The sequence below is a fragment of the Waterburya sp. genome (assembly GCF_058530065.1).
On sequence record NZ_JBZNBU010000163.1, the window covers coordinates 22,924 to 43,331 of the forward strand.

The 20,408-nt window shown below is 38.2% G+C and carries 18 protein-coding genes; 6 read left to right on the top strand and 12 right to left on the bottom strand.

All coding sequences use genetic code 11. The features are described from left to right. Nucleotides 1–177: 177 nt before the first annotated feature. Both fusA and AC33VI_RS10320 read left to right on the top strand, forming a co-directional pair. Nucleotides 178–2,262 (top strand): elongation factor G, encoded by a 2,085-nt coding sequence (fusA, locus tag AC33VI_RS10315; protein ID WP_491782176.1) that lies wholly within the window; start codon nt 178–180, stop codon nt 2,260–2,262. Between the two features lie 269 nt (nt 2,263–2,531). Beyond that, on the top strand, nt 2,532–4,478 hold the full coding sequence (locus AC33VI_RS10320) for an ABC1 kinase family protein (protein ID WP_491782177.1): 1,947 nt from the start codon (nt 2,532–2,534) through the stop codon (nt 4,476–4,478). 213 nt (nt 4,479–4,691) lie between these two features. On the opposite strand, the gene AC33VI_RS10325 is transcribed toward AC33VI_RS10320, so the two are convergent. Then, entirely contained in the window at nt 4,692–5,282 is a 591-nt protein-coding gene (locus AC33VI_RS10325) for a rhomboid family intramembrane serine protease (RefSeq protein ID WP_491782178.1), read from the bottom strand. A gap of 328 nt (nt 5,283–5,610) precedes the next feature. Between AC33VI_RS10325 and psbU the strand changes: the two genes are divergently transcribed. Together psbU and nadB are read left to right on the top strand one after the other, a co-directional pair. Continuing rightward, nucleotides 5,611–6,021 carry a photosystem II complex extrinsic protein PsbU gene (psbU, locus tag AC33VI_RS10330; RefSeq protein WP_491782179.1) on the top strand — a complete coding sequence of 137 codons (411 nt, stop codon included), beginning with the start codon at nt 5,611–5,613 and terminating at the stop codon, nt 6,019–6,021. 102 nt (nt 6,022–6,123) lie between these two features. After that, entirely contained in the window at nt 6,124–7,764 is a 1,641-nt protein-coding gene (nadB, locus tag AC33VI_RS10335; protein WP_491782180.1) for an L-aspartate oxidase, read from the top strand. 40 nt (nt 7,765–7,804) lie between these two features. Here the strand turns inward: nadB and AC33VI_RS10340 are convergent, their stop codons facing one another. The 10 genes from AC33VI_RS10340 to AC33VI_RS10385 form a co-directional block, all read right to left on the bottom strand. Beyond that, the gene (locus AC33VI_RS10340) at nt 7,805–8,017 is read right to left on the bottom strand and encodes a hypothetical protein (RefSeq protein ID WP_491782181.1); all 213 of its coding nucleotides are present in this window, start codon (nt 8,015–8,017) and stop codon (nt 7,805–7,807) included. Nucleotides 8,018–8,591: 574 nt separating this feature from the next. Beyond that, on the bottom strand, nt 8,592–9,986 hold the full coding sequence (locus tag AC33VI_RS10345; RefSeq protein ID WP_491782182.1) for an ATP-binding protein: 1,395 nt from the start codon (nt 9,984–9,986) through the stop codon (nt 8,592–8,594). Between the two features lie 117 nt (nt 9,987–10,103). Then, nucleotides 10,104–11,030 (bottom strand): histone deacetylase family protein, encoded by a 927-nt coding sequence (locus AC33VI_RS10350; RefSeq protein WP_491782183.1) that lies wholly within the window; start codon nt 11,028–11,030, stop codon nt 10,104–10,106. Between the two features lie 107 nt (nt 11,031–11,137). After that, complete coding sequence (locus tag AC33VI_RS10355; protein WP_491782184.1) at nt 11,138–11,698, bottom strand: COP23 domain-containing protein; 561 nt, start codon at nt 11,696–11,698, stop codon at nt 11,138–11,140. A 144-nt stretch (nt 11,699–11,842) separates the two neighbouring features. After that, the gene (locus tag AC33VI_RS10360; RefSeq protein WP_491782185.1) at nt 11,843–13,165 is read right to left on the bottom strand and encodes a tetratricopeptide repeat-containing S1 family peptidase; all 1,323 of its coding nucleotides are present in this window, start codon (nt 13,163–13,165) and stop codon (nt 11,843–11,845) included. Between the two features lie 285 nt (nt 13,166–13,450). Then, entirely contained in the window at nt 13,451–15,283 is a 1,833-nt protein-coding gene (locus tag AC33VI_RS10365; RefSeq protein WP_491782186.1) for a PilW family protein, read from the bottom strand. A gap of 288 nt (nt 15,284–15,571) precedes the next feature. Further along, on the bottom strand, nt 15,572–16,030 hold the full coding sequence (rplI, locus tag AC33VI_RS10370; RefSeq protein WP_491782187.1) for a 50S ribosomal protein L9: 459 nt from the start codon (nt 16,028–16,030) through the stop codon (nt 15,572–15,574). 82 nt (nt 16,031–16,112) lie between these two features. Continuing rightward, on the bottom strand, nt 16,113–17,540 hold the full coding sequence (trxB, locus tag AC33VI_RS10375) for a thioredoxin-disulfide reductase (protein ID WP_491782188.1): 1,428 nt from the start codon (nt 17,538–17,540) through the stop codon (nt 16,113–16,115). Between the two features lie 140 nt (nt 17,541–17,680). Further along, complete coding sequence (locus AC33VI_RS10380; RefSeq protein ID WP_491782189.1) at nt 17,681–17,899, bottom strand: glycogen debranching protein; 219 nt, start codon at nt 17,897–17,899, stop codon at nt 17,681–17,683. Between the two features lie 64 nt (nt 17,900–17,963). After that, nucleotides 17,964–18,344 carry a thiol-disulfide oxidoreductase DCC family protein gene (locus tag AC33VI_RS10385; protein WP_491782190.1) on the bottom strand — a complete coding sequence of 127 codons (381 nt, stop codon included), beginning with the start codon at nt 18,342–18,344 and terminating at the stop codon, nt 17,964–17,966. Nucleotides 18,345–18,785: 441 nt separating this feature from the next. Between AC33VI_RS10385 and AC33VI_RS10390 the strand changes: the two genes are divergently transcribed. Continuing rightward, entirely contained in the window at nt 18,786–19,004 is a 219-nt protein-coding gene (locus AC33VI_RS10390; RefSeq protein ID WP_491782191.1) for a hypothetical protein, read from the top strand. A gap of 3 nt (nt 19,005–19,007) precedes the next feature. Beyond that, the gene (locus AC33VI_RS10395; protein ID WP_491782192.1) at nt 19,008–19,484 is read left to right on the top strand and encodes a hypothetical protein; all 477 of its coding nucleotides are present in this window, start codon (nt 19,008–19,010) and stop codon (nt 19,482–19,484) included. Nucleotides 19,485–19,710: 226 nt separating this feature from the next. Here the strand turns inward: AC33VI_RS10395 and AC33VI_RS10400 are convergent, their stop codons facing one another. Then, nucleotides 19,711–20,121, bottom strand: coding sequence for an ArsR/SmtB family transcription factor (locus AC33VI_RS10400; protein WP_491782193.1), 411 nt, complete (start codon nt 20,119–20,121; stop codon nt 19,711–19,713). Nucleotides 20,122–20,408: the final 287 nt, after the last annotated feature.

The following is a 20,408-nucleotide window of genomic DNA, read 5'->3' on the forward strand; positions in this document are numbered from 1 at the left end:
CAAACCCTAAACGGTTAGATATGCACCAATTCGCGACCTCATTAAATAGCACGTAAAATCTACTGCGCGGTCAGCGTTTCGAGGACACCTCGAAACTACGCGCACTGAATAGTGTTACTTCCAGGTAATCTATTGCGATCGTGCGGTCATAAATTAATCATAAACCTATAGACAAAAATGAAAGACCTTACTCGATATCGGAACATAGGCATCTTCGCCCACGTAGATGCAGGAAAAACCACTACTACCGAAAGAATCCTCAAACTTACTGGTAAAAGCCACAAAATCGGTGAGGTTCATGATGGAGAAGCAACAACTGACTTCATGGATCAAGAAAAAGAGCGCGGTATTACAATTCAATCTGCTGCGACTAGCTGCTTCTGGAAAGATCATCAGTTAAACATCATTGATACTCCTGGTCACGTTGACTTTACCATCGAGGTATATCGTTCCTTAAAAGTATTGGACGGCGGTATTGGCGTGTTCTGTGGTTCGGGTGGGGTTGAGCCTCAGTCTGAGACTAACTGGCGTTATGCTAACGAATCCAAAGTAGCAAGAATCATCTACGTAAACAAGTTAGACCGTACTGGTGCTGATTTTTACAGCGTTTGCCAACAAGTTGAAAACATTTTGGCTGCGACTCCTTTGGTAATGGTATTGCCTATCGGAATCGAAAATGATTTTGTTGGTGTAGTCGATCTTCTAACCGAAAAAGCTTGGGTATGGGATGATTCTGGTCAACCAGAAAACTTTGAAATCAAAGATGTTCCTGCAGACATGGCTGACAAAGTAGCGGAATATCGCGAAAAACTAATTGAAACTGCGATCGAACAAGATGACGATTTGATGGAAAAATATCTCGAAGGAGAAGAGCTTTCTATTGATGAAATCAAAGCTTGTATCCGTAAAGGTACTCGCGAGTTGGCTTTCTTCCCCACTTACTGTGGTTCTTCCTTTAAAAATAAAGGGGTACAGTTAGTATTAGATGCAGTAGTAGACTATTTACCTAATCCTACAGAAGTTAACCCTCAGCCTGAAGTGGATTTAGAAGGTCACGAAACTGGTGAATACGCCATTGTCGATCCCGAAAAACCCTTGCGTGCTTTAGCATTCAAAATTATGGATGACCGTTATGGCGCGTTAACTTTCACTCGGATCTATTCTGGTACGTTGAAAAAAGGCGAATCTGTACTTGATACTGCTACTGGTAAAACCGAGCGTGTCGGACGTATGGTTGAGATGCACGCAGACTCTCGCGAAGAGATTGACTCCGCCCAAGCAGGAGATATTATTGCGATCGTCGGTTTGAAAAATGTACAAACAGGTCACACTCTTTGCGACCCCAAACAGCCTGCAACCCTAGAACCAATGGTCTTCCCCGACCCTGTAATTTCTATTGCCGTAACACCCAAGAACAAAGGTGCTTCGGAAAAAATGGGTATTGCACTCAGCAAGATGGTACAAGAAGATCCTTCTTTCTATGTCGAAACCGACCACGAAAGTGGTGAAACTATCATTAAAGGTATGGGCGAACTTCACCTAGATATTAAGGTGGATATCCTCAAGCGCACTCACAAAGTAGAAGTAGAAGTAGGTAAGCCTCAAGTAGCTTATCGCGAGTCGATCACTAAAACTATTAGTGATAGTTACACTCACAAGAAACAATCTGGTGGTTCTGGCCAGTTTGGTAAAATCGATTATACTATTGAGCCTGGAGAGCCTGGATCTGGTTTTGAATTCGAGTCCAAAGTTACTGGCGGTAACGTACCTCGGGAATTCTGGCCTGCGGTAGAAAAAGGTTTTGCTAACAGTTTGGAAAAAGGCGTTTTAGCTGGATTCCCTCTAGTAGATCTGAAAATCACTTTAAACGATGGTGCATTCCACCCCGTAGACTCTAGTGCGATCGCTTTTGAAATTGCGGCTAAGTCTGGCTACCGTCAATCCATACCCAAAGCAGGTCCTCAAATTCTTGAGCCTATTATGAACGTTGATGTATTTACTCCTGACGATCATATGGGTGATGTAATTGGCGACCTTAATCGTCGTCGCGGTATGATTAAGTCTCAAAATACTACTCCTATGGGTGTCAGAATCAAAGCCGAAGCTCCTTTAAGTGAAATGTTTGGTTACATTGGTGATTTGCGTACTATGACTTCTGGACGCGGACAATTCTCGATGGAATTCTCCCATTATTCTCCTTGTCCTAGAAACGTTGCCGAAGAAGTAATTGCTGAAGCTAAAGCACGTCAAGAAGCTAAGTAAATCTCCCTCGATTTAAAGATTGTTTTGTTTGCTAGATCGATATGTTATCTAGTCAAGTAATCAATAGTTGAACCGTCTACTAAATTAATAGTAGACGGTTTTTTAACAATATTTTTAATTAAAGAGTTGAATTTATTTTAGTGAATGTCAATATACGGTAATACCCCATGTTCGGGAATCAACAGAAAATATTAAGCTATGTATAGAGTTGTTCTACTCAATATCTTGTTACAATTGTTTACAAAGTTGTCAGCGTCAGTCCTAAATTTATGCCTCAACAGACATTATCTACAGTAAACACCATCAACGTTCCCTCTCAGGCGATAGACACCTACGAAGATACCGCTTTGGCATACGACGAACCAGATGCCGACTGGCGTTACAACCCAGAAACTAATAACGCACGATATCGCAATCGTCCTTTTGCTGTCTTAGGTAGATTTTTCGCCATTGTTTTTCCATTTTCCATTTTTGCTTTGGGAGTTTGGTGGGACAATTTTACGGGAAATTCGATTATCAAGCAGAAACAAAAAGCCCGTCAGTTAATCAAAATTTTGACTAAGCTAGGCCCTGCATATATTAAAATTGGTCAGGCTCTTTCTACTCGACCTGATGTAGTTCCTCCTACTTATCTAGAAGAATTAACTACCTTACAGGATAAAATTCCCTCTTTCCCCAATGAAGTAGCTTTCCGTTTTATTGAAGAAGAATTAGGTAGAAGACCAGAAGAAATTTATGCCGAACTTTCTCCTCAACCCATTGCAGCCGCTTCTTTGGGACAGGTTTATAAAGGTAAGTTGAAAACAGGAGAAGAAGTAGCCGTTAAGGTTCAGCGTCCTGGGTTGAATAATCGCATTAGCTTAGATATCTATATCATGCGTTTATTAGCTGGTTGGGTACAGGATAATGTTAAATTTGTTCGCTCCAATCTACGAGCTATCATTGACGAGTTGGCAGAGCGAATTTTTGAAGAAACCAATTATAACCAAGAAGGACGTAACGCTAATAAATTCAACGAACTTTATGGCTATATAGAAGAAATTTATGTTCCTAAAATCTATTGGGAATACACTGGTAAGCGGGTTCTCACTATGGAGTGGATTGATGGCACTAAACTTACCGACATTGAAGCAGTACAAGCCCAGGGGATTGATGCCACCCATCTAGTCGAAGTAGGGGTAGAATGCTCTCTCAGACAGCTTTTAGAACACGGCTTTTTCCACGCCGATCCCCATCCAGGTAACTTGTTAGCCATGAAGGATGGTCGGTTGGCTTATCTAGACTTCGGCATGATGAGTCGAATTAAGCCTTATCAAAGATATGGTTTGATTGAAGCTGTCGTTCACTTGGTAAATCGAGATTTTGAGTCTTTATCCCAAGATTATGTCAAACTAGACTTTTTGACTCCTGACACTAACTTAGAACCAATTGTACCTGCCTTAGCTAACGTGTTTGGCAATGCTTTAGGAGCGACAGTAGCAGAATTAAACTTTAAAAGTATTACCGATCAAATGTCGGCAATGATGTATGAGTTTCCTTTTACCGTACCTGCTTATTATGCTTTAATTATTCGTTCGATGGTAACTTTAGAGGGTATTGCCATTGGTATCGATCCTGAGTTTAAAGTACTTAGTAAAGCTTATCCTTACATTGCTAAAAGATTGCTAACTGACCCCGCACCAGAATTGAGAGCATCTTTAAAAGATTTGCTATTTAAAGAAGAAGGCTTTCGCTGGCATCGTTTAGAAAACTTGCTCAACAATGCTACTGGTTCTAGAGACTATGACTTTGACGGAGTAGTAGATCAAGCATTAGATTACTTATATAGCGATCGCGGTATTTTTATCCGCGAAAAAATTGCTGAAGAGCTAGTCAATGTCATTGATAGTTTTGGACGCAGAGCTATTTTCAATATTTCTACTGCTTTTCGCCAGCAAATTGGTTTGGCAGTCCAAGAAACTCCCGCAGAGTTTCAAGAAGATTCTTACACCATGACTCATTTAAGAAATATCATTGGTATTCTCCAGCAAACTCCTGGTTTCGACCCAGGTCGCTTAATTTCTGTGGTCGCCAAAATTATTACCAGACAAGAGACCCAGCAAATTGGTCAGCAAGTAGCAGAAAGACTAGCTCAGAAAATGGCAGCTAGATTAATTAGAAATCTTTTGTTAGAAGAAAACTCTACTCAACAGCCAAAAGCATTACCAGCTAGTTAAGTGAAAAGATAGAATAATGAAGAAAGAAAAAGAAGCACTATGGTCATAGTGCTTCTTTTTAACTATATTACCGAGTTGATAGTGATAAGAGAAAACTTGTCTGCTATCACTAAAATAATTATTTCATAGGTGTTTTGTAATTCAGCCAACTTCATTTAATCTTCGCCGAGCATATATCTTATCTATACATAAAAATATTCCAGCCAAGATATATTAAAGAGGTTTTTTCTCGGTAGCAATCATTCTCGCTGCGATCGCACCACCCAGAAAACCAAACAAATGCCCTTCCCAAGATACGCCAATACGACTAGGAAGCACTCCCCAAATTAGACCGCCATAAATAATTGCCACAAATACTGACAAAGCGATCGAGGGAAAGTTTTTTTGGAAGTAACCCCGCAATAACAAAAATCCCAGATAAGCGTAGATTAAAATGCTCGCACCAATATGAACCGAATTAGGCGCGCCAAAGATCCAGACTCCCAAACCACCAACTACCGTCCCGATAAAAGTAACGATATAAAGATCGCTAGTTTCTTGTAACATGGTTAACCACCCCAAAACAAGAAAGGGAACGGTATTAGCAATTAGATGACCAAAACCTCCATGTAGTAGGGGGGCGAGAAAAATTCCCCACAATCCCGATGCTTGACGAGGTTTGATGCCGTATTGGTCTAGATTGCCTTGAAAAACTAGCATATCTAAGATTTCGACCGCCCAAAATAATGATAGCGAAGCAATTAATACTTTTAATTCTTTCAAAACTGGTTTCTTTCTAGCTGACTTTCGATAATAGCTACTCATATAAATTATAGATTATTTACTTACTAGATATAGTGACAAACAGAAAGAGTACAAAGTTTCTTTAACAAACTTATGCTTAGATAAACAGTTTAATTATGTCTGTGGTCTGGTTGTTTTGTCGAGGGAAGAATCAGCAAGGGCAAAGTTGAGGTTTGAAAAATGGAATGAAAGAATTATGATATATATCAACGCCATTTGCTATAAGGTTTAACTTGTTTGCAGAGCATTAAAACCGCAATAAAAAAGAATAGGAAACAAAAATTAATATTTACAGGGATTTTTGGTCTTTGTGAATAGAACATTTTCAGATTAGGAGGAATTAAATTAAATGAAGAGATTTGTAGGCATTATAGCTGCCTTGTTGTTAATCTTGGGTTCTTGGGGATTTGCAGGAGCAGCCCAAGCTAGTGAAATGGGGATGTTTAATGTCCAATCTCCCGCACTTTTGGCTCGTATTAATACAGCAGATGCTAAGCGTAGAGAATTGGTTAGAGGCAAGTTGGATTTGAACAACAGTGATGTTCGAGAATTCCGCAAATTACCTGGATTTTATCCTACTCTTGCTAGCAAAATCATCCAAAACGCGCCTTACAATGATGTAAACGATGTTTTGGATATTCCTGGCTTAAGCGAACGTCAAATCGAACGTCTGCAAGCAAACATGGAGCAATTTATTGTTACTGATGTTGAAGCTTCTATGAATGCGGGAGATGACCGTTATAATCCAGGACTATATTAAAAAAACTTAACTAATTAAATTATTGAGTTTTGATCGAGCCACGTTTGTCAATCGAGCGTGGTTTTTTGGTCGGGATGTGGCATGATAAATTTCAATTAAGATGTGTCAGCAAAGTTAAAATTGAATTATTCTAAGTTCGATGTAATAGTAGTAGGTTCGGGTGCAGCAGGACTTTATGGAGCGTTGTGTCTGCCTTCGGATTTACAAGTTATCCTGATTACCAAGGACAAACTTAACACGGGAGCGAGTGATTGGGCGCAAGGAGGGATAGCCGCAGCAATTAGCCCTGAAGATTCTCCTCAATGGCATTTGCAAGATACTCTCAAGGCTGGTGCTGGGTTGTGCGATCGCGATGCAGTTGAATTTCTGGTTAATAATGCAGCTAAATCGATTAAATCTTTAGTAGATATGGGAGTGGCATTCGATCGCCATCAAAATCAACTGGCAATGACTCTAGAAGCTGCTCATTCTCGACCTAGAGTACTTCATGCAGCTGACACGACAGGAAGGGCAATTGTGGCTACTTTAGCCCAACAGGTATTACAGCGAGATAATATACAAGTTCTTTCTGGAGCTTTTGCCTTACAACTGTGGCAAGATGAGGATAACCAAGCCTGTCGGGGAATCAGCGTCCTCAAATCGGGAAAAATTAGCTGGATTCGTTCTTCAGCAGTGATTTTAGCTACGGGAGGAGGAGGACAGGTATTTTCCCAAACTACCAATCCCGCAGTCAGTACTGGAGATGGAGTTGCGATCGCTTGGCGTAGCGGAGCGACCATTAGAGATACAGAATTCGTGCAGTTTCATCCCACCGCTTTAACCGTGACTGGCGCGCCCCGTTTTTTAATCAGCGAGGCTGTTAGAGGAGAAGGAGCGCATTTAATCGATAAAACAGGCAACCGTTTCGCTTTTGACTACCATCCCGATGGGGAATTAGCCCCCAGAGATGTTGTCAGTAGAGCTATTTTTACCCACTTGCAAAAAACGGGCGACGATAATGTCTATCTAGATCTGCGGCCGATTCCTCAAGAGCGCATTCGCTATCGTTTTCCCAATATTATTCGCGTCTGCCAACATTGGAATGTCGATTTATTTAGCAGTCCTATTCCTGTTGCTCCTGCTGCTCATTATTGGATGGGAGGAGTGGCAGTAGATACTATGAATCGCACTTCTATTCCTGGACTTTATGCCGTGGGAGAAACTGCTAGTACTGGAGTTCATGGAGCAAATCGTCTTGCTAGTAATTCTTTACTGGAATGTGTAGTTTATGCTTCCCAACTAGCTAAATTACAAGCTATGCCTTTAGAAATAGATTCTTCTCCAAAGATTTTAGAGGTGGATGAAAATTGGCAAGAAGCGGTCGATTTGATTAACTCAGTAAGACAAGAGTTACCAGATTTAGTATGGCAAAGTGCGGGTATTTGTCGTCACGAAACAACTATGACCCAAGCAATATCTAAAGTAAAATTGTGGCGATCGCAATTTATGAATTTACCTTTAAAGCAATATTTATTGGATTTATCTCCCCAACAAGAGATTGTACTTAATTCTCCCCAAGCAGAATGCCAATTAAAACTTTATGCAGAAACTTTTAACCTGCTCAATATTAGTTATTTAATTCTTAAAAGTGCTATTTATCGCACTGAAAGTAGAGGGGGACACTATCGCCTAGACTATCCTCAAGCTTCCCCAGAATGGGAGCTACACACAGTCATCAACGGAGAATCGATCGACCGTACATAGCTAGAGAAAAATAATTAAATTGAATAAATTAAATTTAAAACTAGAGTTGTGAAAACTTACTAGTAGCAGCTAATAATTCTCTTGATTCTTGTTTGACCATGCCTACCATAGCAGCTTGTTGTAAATTGATAAATGCTTCTAGATCTTCTAGCTCGTATTTATCTTTTAACTTTTTACGCAGTTTATCTTCTGCTTCCAAGGTCAAGTAGCCTGTATGTATCGCCTGTTTTACTATTTCGCGGATGAGTTCCATAATGAATTATTAACTCCTAATTTTTATATTCTTTGGGATTTAATCACTCTAGGCATATATAAAAAAATTTAAATAAATTAAAAAAGTAAGCCAAGAACTTTATTTAGATAACCGTATCTATCGATATGTTTATCTAACAATTATTAAATTTTAATTAAAGTTGAGTGTTTATCCTGTAATTTCGATCGCGCGATCGATATCCATAAACTCACAATTACAAGTTAGAGGGCTAACTAGACAACAATACTTACAATAGACAGTAAACCATTGATTTAGTAAGCTTTAGCAATCGTTCGGTGGTTAGAAAAACTTCTCAGTTGCTTATATAAAATAACTAAAAAAGTAGACCATATTATTTTAAGCTATGTGCAAACACTCAAAAGATGATTTAAAATACATCTCATATCAGTAATTTTACTCACTATTATGCCTTCAGTTTTATAAAATGGTACTATGAATACACAAAATATATTATTTAACGGATGTTACCCACTTATTCATCAATCTGCTGGTATTGGGTAAACGATTGCTAATGCCTACTCTATAGTCTTCTCAGATCCCAAATTGTCTAAAATCAGTCAATTAATTCTAAAGGTACTGCGGGCATCGATATTTTGAAATTACTACCCTTGCCTACTTTGCTATTTACAGAGATAGATCCGCCACAACGCAAGACTAATTGCTGTACTAAAGTTAGACCCAAACCTGCTCCTGTTACTTCTTCGGCAATAGTTGGCTTAGTCCGATAGAAGCCATGAAAAATCTTATTGATCTCGCTATTAGGAATCCCTACTCCCGTATCATTAACTGAGATTTCCACATAATCATTATCATTTTTAAAAGTCGCTTGAACGAATACTCTTCCTTTGGGTGAAGTAAACCTCAAACTATTACTGAGGAGATTAATAATAATTTGTCTAAACCAAGTACGGGGGCAAAATATAGGAGGAATATTTGTGGGGATGGTGTAGCCTAGCTGAATATTTTTTTCTTCTGCCAAAGGTTGATAGGTGCTAACTATACCAGGTACTAAATCATTAAGGTGCAAATACTCGGCTTCTATAGGAGTGTCTAATTGCAGCAATTCTAGCAAACCTCCCACCAGAGAATTTTGACGATCGCATTCATCGCTAACCATTTGGAGATAGCGTTGACGTTGTTCTCCCTTAATTTGTTTTGATTCGAGTAAGCTAAGAGCCGTTTTCATGTGAGTGATCGGCGAGCGCAATTCTTGAACTAATTTATTCAGAAAATCTTCTTGCAAGCCAAGCACCGTAGCACCTTTTTCCGTTTGATGATTGGTTTTAGCTAAAGAATTTAGATTTGTTTGTATGGTTTCGCTATGACTAATTTGTTTTAACAGTAATTCTCCAGAGAATTTATTTTGAGTATTAAAATCGACATTAGTTACTAAATGCTGTTCTGGAATAGGGAAAAGTCTTGAAGAAACATTTGTCGAAATTTCTCCTAAAATTCGCTCTATTACTGCGGTATCGAAACTAGAAACCATTTCTAAATAAGGTTGCTGCAATCTTTTACCTGAAGATTCTATTTGGATTTTTCCTTTTTGCCACTGAGCTATAACTAAAATACAAAAATTAGGAGCAGAAACAATTAAGAAAGATTCTTTTTGTAAGATAGATGTTCGCTCAAATTTTAAAGAAACAATGGGAGTTCCTTCAGTGTTTTTATCGAAAAAAGTGCTAGTAGGATAGTTGTGTTTGCTATTACATAAATAAATTTTTTCTGTATTACCCTCTTGCTGTAATTTTTGTACTTTATCGAACCAGCTCTTCGTTTGAGGTAATTTTACCCAAACCGTTGCCCGTAACTGTTTCTCAATTACTAAGTCAATAATGCAACTAATGTGGGATTTGAGAGTCTCTGAACCAATAGATATAGAAGCAAGAGGTCGTTCTAAGTTCTGGGTTAACTGGAACAAAGAAAGTTCGGAGATAGCAATATTCATATGATTTAGAGATGCACTATTAGAGCTAGCAGAATTAGAGGTTAAAGGGTAAAGAAAACCCAAAATTAAAATAATGAAGAATAAACTTAGGTAAGATTATCGATAAATAATTAATAACTATGGCAGACAAATGCTTAAAGTGGCAACTACAGATTTAGCTAAAGCTTCTAAAGCATAACCTCCTTCTAGCCCGAATAAAGGAAAATTCGTTATTTTCAAGACATATTCTGTTAATAAATTATAATCTTGAGGCTGCAAAGCCATAGCAGCTAAGGGATCGTCTTGATTGGCATCATAGCCAGCACTGACAATTAAAATGTCTGGCTTAAAATTTTGAAAAAAGGGTATTACTTCCCTTTCAAAAACTAATTGATAGTCGGCAATTTGGCTACCTTCTATCATTGGTAAATTGAGAATATTATTATATTTACCTGTTTGGTGTTGGTTAATTCCCGTACCTGGGTAACAAGGATGTTGGTGCAAAGAACAATATCCAATTTGAGGATTATCTTTGACAATCGCTTCCGTACCGTTACCATGGTGAACGTCCCAATCTAAAATCCCGACTCGTTCGATTCCTGGCTTGGTTAAGGCATATTCAGCAGCGATCGCTGCATTAGAAAATAAACAAAAACCCATGGCTGTATCTCTGGTAGCATGATGACCTGGAGGACGAGATAAGACAAATGTCGGTTGGCGATCGCTCAAGATAAGATCGATTCCATCTAGCCAAGCACTTACTGCTAATAAAGCGACATCATAACTCCGCGCTGATATGGGAGTATCTCCATCTAAGTAACCCCCTCCTTTTTCTGCAACCCGTTTGATGCGCTCGATATGTTCTGAAGTGTGTACTTTTTGGATTTCAGACAAGACATTTCTCTCTTGGCTGGGGGTTGGTAAATGCCAGGCTATTTCTTGTTGCCATTCTACTTGTTTTAAGGCTGAGGCGATCGCTGTCAATCGTTTGGCTTTTTCTGGATGACCGTATCCCGTATCGTGTTCGAGGAATTCTGGCGAATAGATGACCGAGATTTTGCTCATAGTTTAGAGGTCTATTGGCGATATTCCTCTTTCATCATAAAGAAGTTCTCTAGATCGTAGATCGCATATCTCGATTTATTTAGATTCTTTTAATTTTTTTAGTCAAGCTATCTTCCAGGATTGCCATTATTATTTTCTGCTTCAATAAATAACTGTTCTAAAATTTCCAGATCGTAATAAGCATTACCATTAATATAACTTTCTAACTTGCCATCTTTACCACTAACTTCTAGTAATCTTCCCCTAGACAATCCTCTAATGTCCATTAGTTTTCTAGCTTGTAAAACTGGATCTGTTCCATTGGGAAGGGTGACCAAAATATTTTTGCTATTACAAAGATCTCCTTTCTCAGCTACCGCACAAAGTACGGGAGATTGATTCACATGACCCGCACCGATATATCTTAAAATATCATTGTCGTAGAAAGTTTGGAATCTTTGAGCTACAGTTTGACAACGTTTTTCTGCAGACCATTGTTCCGAAACATTGCGCTTAAAGTTCAACATATTCATATTCCCCCTAATAGTACGAGCAGAAACATAATAATCATTATTAATTTTCTGACAACTATATTTATTACTCGATGCTTCCGCAGCAGGAGTCAATGCTGCAATCGTAGTTGAAATAGCCAATAAAGCAATTATTTTGCCAACTGAAGGGGATTTCATTTCAGCACTCCAAATTTTTTAGTAACATTTTATAGTTATATAATATGTATATAGTACTAGGGATTATGCAAAGTTTATAAGAGTTGCTGTTTAAAGCTTTAATGAAGAATACTTTTTAGAAGTTATACAGATTATAAATCGCGATTAATTGTAATAGTTATTAGCATACTGAGGATTAAGATTAACAGCCTGATTGTAATCGGCGATCGCCTGTTGCTCTTGTCCTAGGGTATGATGAACAAAACCCCGATGATAATATGCTTCGGCAGCTTGGGAATCGATTTGAATAGCGCGATTGTAGTCGGCGATCGCTCGTTGATATTCTTCTAAATTAAAATAAGCTTTTCCCCTACCAATATAAGCATCAACGGCATTGGGATTGAGAAAAATAACCTGATTGAAATTAGCCACTACTTGCACGTCTTGACCGAGTTCTAGGTGTTTCAAAGCTCTTTGGTAATAAGCTTCTATATAATCGGGATCGAGAGCGATCGCTGTAGTGTAATCAGCGATCGCTTTTTCCGCTCGATCTAATTGACTGTAGGCAGATCCGCGATAGAAAAACAAACTAGCATTACCGCCATCTGCCTCTAAAGCAGCATCAAAATTTTCAATAGCAGCGGTAAAATCATTTAAACCATAATAAGCCTCTCCTTTACCCTGCCAAGCATCAAAATCCGCTGCATCTAGCTCCAAAGCTCGAAGAAATTGCGCGATCGCGCCTCGATAGTCTTGTTGCTGTAATTTTTCTCTGCCAATAGTTACTACGTCGGCAGGACGAGTTACAGTTGTCAGAACAGTAAAAGATTCTCGTTTATCGAGATAAATCTCTACTGGTATTGCCAAACCGCGATGCGCCCTACCAAATTCATCGGAAATAGTCCGACCATTTACCCCTACCAAATAACCATCTAGATCGAAAATCCCCCCACCCGAAGCACCGTCAGTAGTAGGAGTATTATGAACGATGCGATAGCCGTTTTCTCCTGTTTCCAGATTGCTAATAATCATGGTCTCTTCAAAAAAATAAGACCTTTCTGGTATCTTATAAATAGGATCGGGATACCCTGCTACATAACCATCAATCGATTCTGCCAAATCTTCAGAACTGCCCAATTCTGCCATTGCATAATCTTCTTCACTAACAAAATAGGCAACTGCCAGATCGATCTTAAAATTATCCAAACTCTTAACTGCAATTACATTGTGGATCTGACCATCAGCTGTTTTAACTTGAAAACTCCCCCCTCCTTTAAAAACGTGCTTACAAGTCAAAATAGTATACCGATTGCCAGTTTGCCCGATAATTGTCCCCGTTCCAGTATCGTGTTTTCCTTCCAGTTGGACTGTATATTCTCTAACGATTTCCTTGACCTCAGCAATATCTAAAGCCATTACTGATTGAGCAGTTAAAGCGATCGTCGTAACAATTCCCATAACAGGAACAAAAGGTAAGTATCTATTCACGGTAAGGAGGTTTTTTCTTGATTCAACTTAGGATAACTCATACCAAATTAATTAATGTTGGCGACAGATAAAAATAATCTAATGGTGGGGTGGGCAATGCACTAAAGTACTTCCTTCGGTCGCCCACTCTACAAATTATCTGTTGCATTCTTGTTTGTATTTAGTATTACGTTAGATTGGAAAAAAAGAGATTGTTTAATATCAAAAAACTTTGGTAGAAAAAACAAAAAAGAGAATCACCATTGATTCTCTAGCTTAATTTTGATGTTTGACATTAAATAAAAATTAATTGACTACAGAATAACTATTAGGATCGTCTGGAGTACTGTTGTAAGTTTGACTAAAAGCATCGTTTTGAAGGACAAAAATATTGTCTTGAAAATCCACTCCAGGGGTATTTGCTGGATCGGAAACATCACTTTTGCCTACCTCAAAAGCAATTATTCGTTCGTCATTTTCTAAACCATCGATAGTATACACGCCAGTAGGGCTTTCTGTTGCCAGTCCTTTACTAACCAAAAATTCTCCTAAAGATATTTGATCGCCAGAATCGACTGTAATAGTTCCATCATTATTCATATCATAGGGCGGATAATCATTTACAGAAATAACAGACCCTTCTTTAAACATCCTTACATAAGGATTTGATGAAGTTTCTCCTTGGTTGTAAACATATCCATTACTGTCACAACTACTGCCACTACAACTTGTAGGAGTGCCATTAAAAGTTCTCGGATCGTTAAAATCAATTACATGGGAAATTGCGACAACATCGTTATCAGGATCGGTATGCCAATCGTCATTTGCTCCTAAAGCTTTGTTACCTGCAAAATCTTGTATATCGGTAGTGTTACCATGTCCATTACCCAATCTGCTGTTGAGACATTGAGTACCAGAAGCTACACCTCTGGGCACAGAAGAGATAATTAATGTATCTCCTTGTATTTGTATTGGTTGAGGTTGTCGATTTGTTTGATGATCCCACTTACTTAAATCGCTGGGATTACTTGTGCTACTACCAAAATCTGTTCTCATCGACCAATCAACTTTAGGAGTTCCTCCTCTACAGGAAAAACTGGGATCGAGAGTTCTAAAAGAAGTTACATATCCGCCAAAATCAATAGAATTATTATCTGGTGCGGTTCTAGCTCTAGCTACAGCTTTAGTATCTGCGGAATAAGTATCGGTATTTATGCCATCCGCTTGTTTGGTTTCTCCAGTAAAGTAAAGCTGGGCGGTAATTGCTAGTCCATCTATATCAGCGGCATCATCATTGTTTACCAATCCATCATTGTTAATATCTAATGCACTATCAGCAATAGTAACTTCGCCATCGCCATTTGTATCGGTTAAATTGTCTGCATTGTTATATACACCATCTCCATTAAGATCTGCTGCGGTATCGTCGGCAAAGGTAATTAGACCATCGCCATTTGAATCTGCTGCATTTTCAGCTATACCATCGCCGTCATTATCTACGATACAAGCAAAGAAACCCTGGTAATTAACTGTTTCACCAGCATCAGCAACATCACCATCTGCATTATAATCACAACTAGCAGTTTGATTTGCATCGCTTACACCATCCACTAATGCTTGGTTCTCCCAATTTGTAATATTACCAGCATCAGTATAGTTACCATTAGCATCAAAGTTAGGTCCCCATCTATAAATTACTAAAGGACCTTTCCAAGGAGAGTTATTTTCTGGTGGAGCAACAGAATATACTACGGCTTGAGTAACTCCAGGAATTTGTAAAGCTAACCTCGCTGTACCTCCCGTCGGAAGAGAGTAACCAGGAGCAATTGTTTCATCAACTTCTGTTGTACCAGCATCATCATTAGTATTCAAATTTCCAATAGATGTATCGACTACAACAGCACTAGCTCGACGCATCTCATCGGAGATAAACTCTGAAGCGCGAGATAGGTCATTTCGGACTAAAGTTTCGGAATTTCCTTTTTGAGTCAGTCGCAATACTTGCATTAAGCCAAATCCTAATGCACCAATTACGAAAATACTCATAATCAAACCAACTAGTAGTTCGGTAAGAGTAAAACCCGAATTAGAATTTAATTTATTTTTTTTTAAAAGTTTGTGAAACTCTTTGTTTTTCATATTGAGAAAAGCTTTTGTATATAAAACTAAAAATAGTTATTTAGTACTCAGACAATCAGTAATTAATGAAAAATACAATTACCTATAATTGTCGTAATTTATACTATTTACTATCCCAATATAGTTGGAGAATTTAAAGAGTGTAAATTGGTAAAGACACCGATTTTTAAGTGAAGCTGGGGTAAAGATCGGGCAAATTACTTTGGTTTTTAATCAATTTTTTTATGAAGTAAGGTGGGCATTGCCCACCCTACCTAAATCTTTTATTTACGTAGATTAATTTATTATTTATTCTGGAATAACTTGGAATTCAACAGTGGCAACAACTTCGGGGTGTAATTTTACTGTTGCTTGGTAGTCTCCAGTAGTGCCAATATCGGGAACTTCAATCCCGCGACGATCTACTTCAATACCTGCTTGCTCTTTAATAATGTCAGCAATTTCTTGAGTGGTAACAGTACCAAAGATAGAGTTCTCTTCCCCGACTTTCTTGCGAATAGTTAGCTTACCAATAGTTTTGAAAGCAACTTTTTTGTTTTCTGCTGCTTGTTTTTCAGCTAGTTTTTGTTGTCTTTCTTTTTCTCTTCTAAGTTCTACTTGTTTGATGATTCCTTTGGTTGCCAGACTAGCCAATCCTTGAGGGATTAGATAGTTACGAGCATAACCAGGAGCGACATCTACTAAATCGCCATTATTACCTAATTTACTTACACTTTGATTTAATACAACTGATTCGCGTTTTGCCATTTTTTAAAATTCTCCTATATTGATTGCATTGTAATGGGAGTCGGGTTAAATCTTTATCTCAGAATTTCCTATTATATCAGTCTTATTTCCAGAGTAAACTACCAAATATCAAATTCAGCAACGCCAAATAAACGCTAGCGGGTAAATAACTTTCAATAATCTGACGGTATTCGCTTTTTTGTTTCACTCCCCGAACTTCTTGGAGTAATTCGCGATCGCGGAAAAACTGTATCGTTGGAGTACCGACTACTTGACCCATTTGAGCAATTTCTGGATCGGCAACAATATCTATTTCGACAAAGTGAATTCGACCTTCATATTCTTGGACTACCTTATCTAAAATAGGCGATAAGATCTTACAAGGACCACAAGTAGGAGAAACATATTTAACCATTAATAGGCGATCGCTTTCGTGGAATAGTTTTCGTAAAGCATAACCGCCAACGTAGCTAGTATGGTTGATATCAAATGTCTCTTCTGTGGTTGCTGTCTCCTGACTAGTAGTTTCGCCAGTTTCTATTTTTTCTGTTTGGGGTTGCTGGCTGTATTCCACAATCAGATTATGTTCTGAAAGCCATCTTTCTGCTGCTAGGGCTGCCATACATCCCGTACCTGCTGCAGAAACCGCTTGACGATATTCATGGTCTTGTACGTCTCCTGCTGCATATACCCCTTCTACAGAAGTTGCTACAGTGCCAGGGGTAACTTTTACATAACCTACATCATCTAGTTCGATTTGATTCTCAAATAAATCGGTGTTGGGCTGATGACCGATCGCATAAAATAAACCGTTACTGGGAATCTGGCTTTCTTCTCCCGTTTGGGTATTGCGGACGGTAATTCCCGTCATTAAGTTGTTTTCGCCGTAAACATCTACTGCTTCTGTATGCCAATGAATGGTTATTTTAGAATTATTTAAAACCCGATCTTGCATCGCTTTACTAGCGCGCATCTCTCCCCGACGCACCAATAAATGAACCTGTTTGCCATATTTAGTTAGGTACACCGCTTCTTCCGCTGCGGAATCTCCTCCACCAATGACTACTAAATCCTTACCTATGAAAAGAGGACTCGCACCATCGCAGATTGCACAGGCGGAAATTCCATTATTCCAATATTGCTTTTCCCCAGGCAAGCCCAAACGTTTGGCTGTTGCACCAGTAGCAATAATAATGCTGTTGGCTTTAACTTCTCTGTCCGTAGAAGTAATGGTAAAAGGACGCTGAGATAGGTCTACCTTAACCACATCCTCGGTATAACATTCAGTACCCCAACGGACTGCTTGCGATCGCATTCTTTCCATCAGTTTCGGTCCTGTAATTCCTTCGGGAAACCCAGGAAAATTCTCTACCTCAGTGGTAGTCATCAACTGTCCCCCAGGTACTCCCCCAGCCTGGAAACCTTCAAATAAGACTGGTTTAAGATTAGCTCTTGCTGCATATATCGCTGCCGTATATCCCGCAGGACCAGAACCAATGATAACTAAATTTTCTATATTTTGCTTGTCCATAGTTTTGAATAATCTATAAATTATTTATTAAAAAATAAACTCATAATGACTTCGTTTTTCAAATTGTAACGCCGCTTAATATAGAAAGGCAAGTTTCAGGATAGGTAGTAGGTAGTAACCAAGTTTCCTTAATACCCCAGCTAAAAACTTAGTTTGAGAGCATTAACGGGAACATCATCCCAAGAATCTACAGTGCGGAGGCTAGCAACCCAACCACTTTGTTTTTGTTGTTCTGTAAGGCTATTTTGCCAATTCTGATGACAATCATTAGCCGTTTCTTCATTCATACAGGCGATACAAGCATGAATCAAACCACCTGGATCGATTTGTTCGTTGACCCAAATTACTTGTTTAGACATATTTTCTACTTTGTTTCTATCGTTTTTTACAGCCTAACTCGATTGGTATTGGTTAATTGGAAAATTAAGGGCAATTGCAAGTTTCTTCTCTTTCTCCAAACCATTGATAACGATTGTCGCGGATTTGTTCGTAACTGCGATCGCCCAGCCATTTTATTCCAGGAATAGCGCGATAGGCATTAACAAATAAATCTCCCATCGGTAGCAAACTAGCAATTTCTTCTGCTGCTTCGCTACCCTGCCATCTTTGTTCTGGATGGCTGGCATCGATCAAAATCATTCCTGCTTCGCAATCTTTGGCAGTAATGTCAAATTCTGTTGCCAACCTGGTTTCATCCTGCATGGGAATGTAAGCAAACATTTTTTCTCGGTCGAATTGCTTGAGAATTTGGGCAAAATTAGTGCAGAGATTGCACTTGCCATCAAAGACAACGTAATATTTCATTTTGATTTTTCTATTTATTTTAAAAATATATTCATAAAAATGCTCTGAGGTAAGCATCATTCAAGGTAGATTCTATCGTAAAGGTAACCCAGAAAGTATTGAGGAAATTTTGACTTGCGATCGCACTTGTTTTTTTTATCTCTATTGTAATTATAGCGATCGCCTTTAACTACCAAGAACTATACTTTGGTTAATAAGTCACCGTGTAGTTCTATTGAATATATTGAAGCGAAAGTATCGGCATAAAGATTGGTTAAAAGTGATCGCATTTGTTTTTTCATCACTATTGTAATTAGAGCGATCGCTTATGAAACTGTTTTATTCTAAAAAGATTAAATTGCTGAGGTTGACCATAACAGAGTATTTGTATTGACTATGTTTCAAAAAGTATCTTTTTGGGAATTATAAGAATACATAGAGTCAATTTCCATTTGTAGTTTTATGAACCTGTTGAAAAATACTTTTATTCAAGCTTTAGGTGTAGCAGCCCTAGTTTATATTACTCTTCAGGCTCTCGGTTGGGGTTTAGAGTCTATTTTGAATATCTTGGAAAGTTTTGCTCGTTGGTATAGATTTAGTGGTAGTAAATGGTTGGAAGAAATAGCTATTGCTGCTGGTGTAGCATTTTTACTTTTTGCAGCCGTTATAAATAGTAAATAGATTATGTTCAGACGCAGAAGCAATATAGTTAAACAAGTTGGTAAAAGATTAGCACCCAATAGTAAACAACTTAAAGCGATCTTCCAAGACTTTTTTCTAAATCCTGTGTCTGAATCTCAACATCGACAACAGCAAGATATTGATTTAGGTAATAATTCCAAAGTTAATCAACCAAAGGAAAAACGTAATGAAAGTTACTATCGAGATAAATTAGCCAAATCCTTAAATGGTCAAATAGAGATTCAAGTTCCCTCTGGCAGAATAGACATATTAACTAACAATCAAATTATAGAGGTAAAGCATATCAAGAAATGGAGTGCTGCTTTGGGACAAATCATAACCTATGGTTATCATTATCCTAATCATCAAAAGCGTATCCATTTATTCGGACTAGAGAACAATAGTTCTAAAATTAACTTAATTAAAAAACAATGCCAGGAGCAAAATATTATCGTAACTTTTGAAGAACATAACATCTAATTTTTCAATCATTTTAAAAAGCTCTGCGTCTTTGCCCAGAATACGAAGCTAGGTAAACGCCTTTGCCAGAGATATGACTCTCACCCACATAAAACACCATAAACTCTCAAAAGCGATCGCTGTGAAATCTATATATTTAATATATTGCGATCGCGATCTAATGATAAATAAAAAAAGTTATCGATCGACGCTCTTTCTATCCAGTAAGTTAAATTAGGAAGAGCATTTAATCTATCTCGTCTAGATGTTCGGCGACAGATTGGTAAAGTGCTAAAACATGATGGTCTTGAAGACGATAGAAAACTTTTCGTCCTCTTTTTTGATAACTTACCAAGCGCATTGTTCTTAAGGTACGCAATTGATGAGAAACAGCCGACTCGCTCATATCTAGGGTAGCGGCTAAATCGCAGACACATAGTTCTTCACGCGCCAGCACGGAAAGAATACGCAAGCGATTGGGATCTCCCAGTAAACTAAAAAACTCTGCCATGCGCTGCGCCTTTGGTAGGCTAAGAATTTGCTGGGGTAACTCTGATAAATGTACATTTTCTATAGGATGAGGAGGATGACAAGTTAAATCATCTTGACTCTCTTGAGAGGTGGCAAGATTTTTTTTGAGTGGAGTGGAAGAATCCATTTGATTAATTGCTGAAAATACTTTCATGTATTCATTAATTATACTTCCTAACTTTTTCTGTCATCTTCAATTCATGTAATCGAATTAGAAAACAATGACAGTAAGTAGTGATTACTGTTATCCCTTGACCTAGGGGTGAAAGCAGTATTTTTTTACTTAAGTAGGTAGGCATAAATAAGTATAAAACTAAAATAAGTTCTAACTTTAGTCTATCTACTCGTTAGTCGTTAATCGTTAATCGTTAGTCGTTACTCGTTACTCATTACTCGTTACTCGCTAGAGAAAAC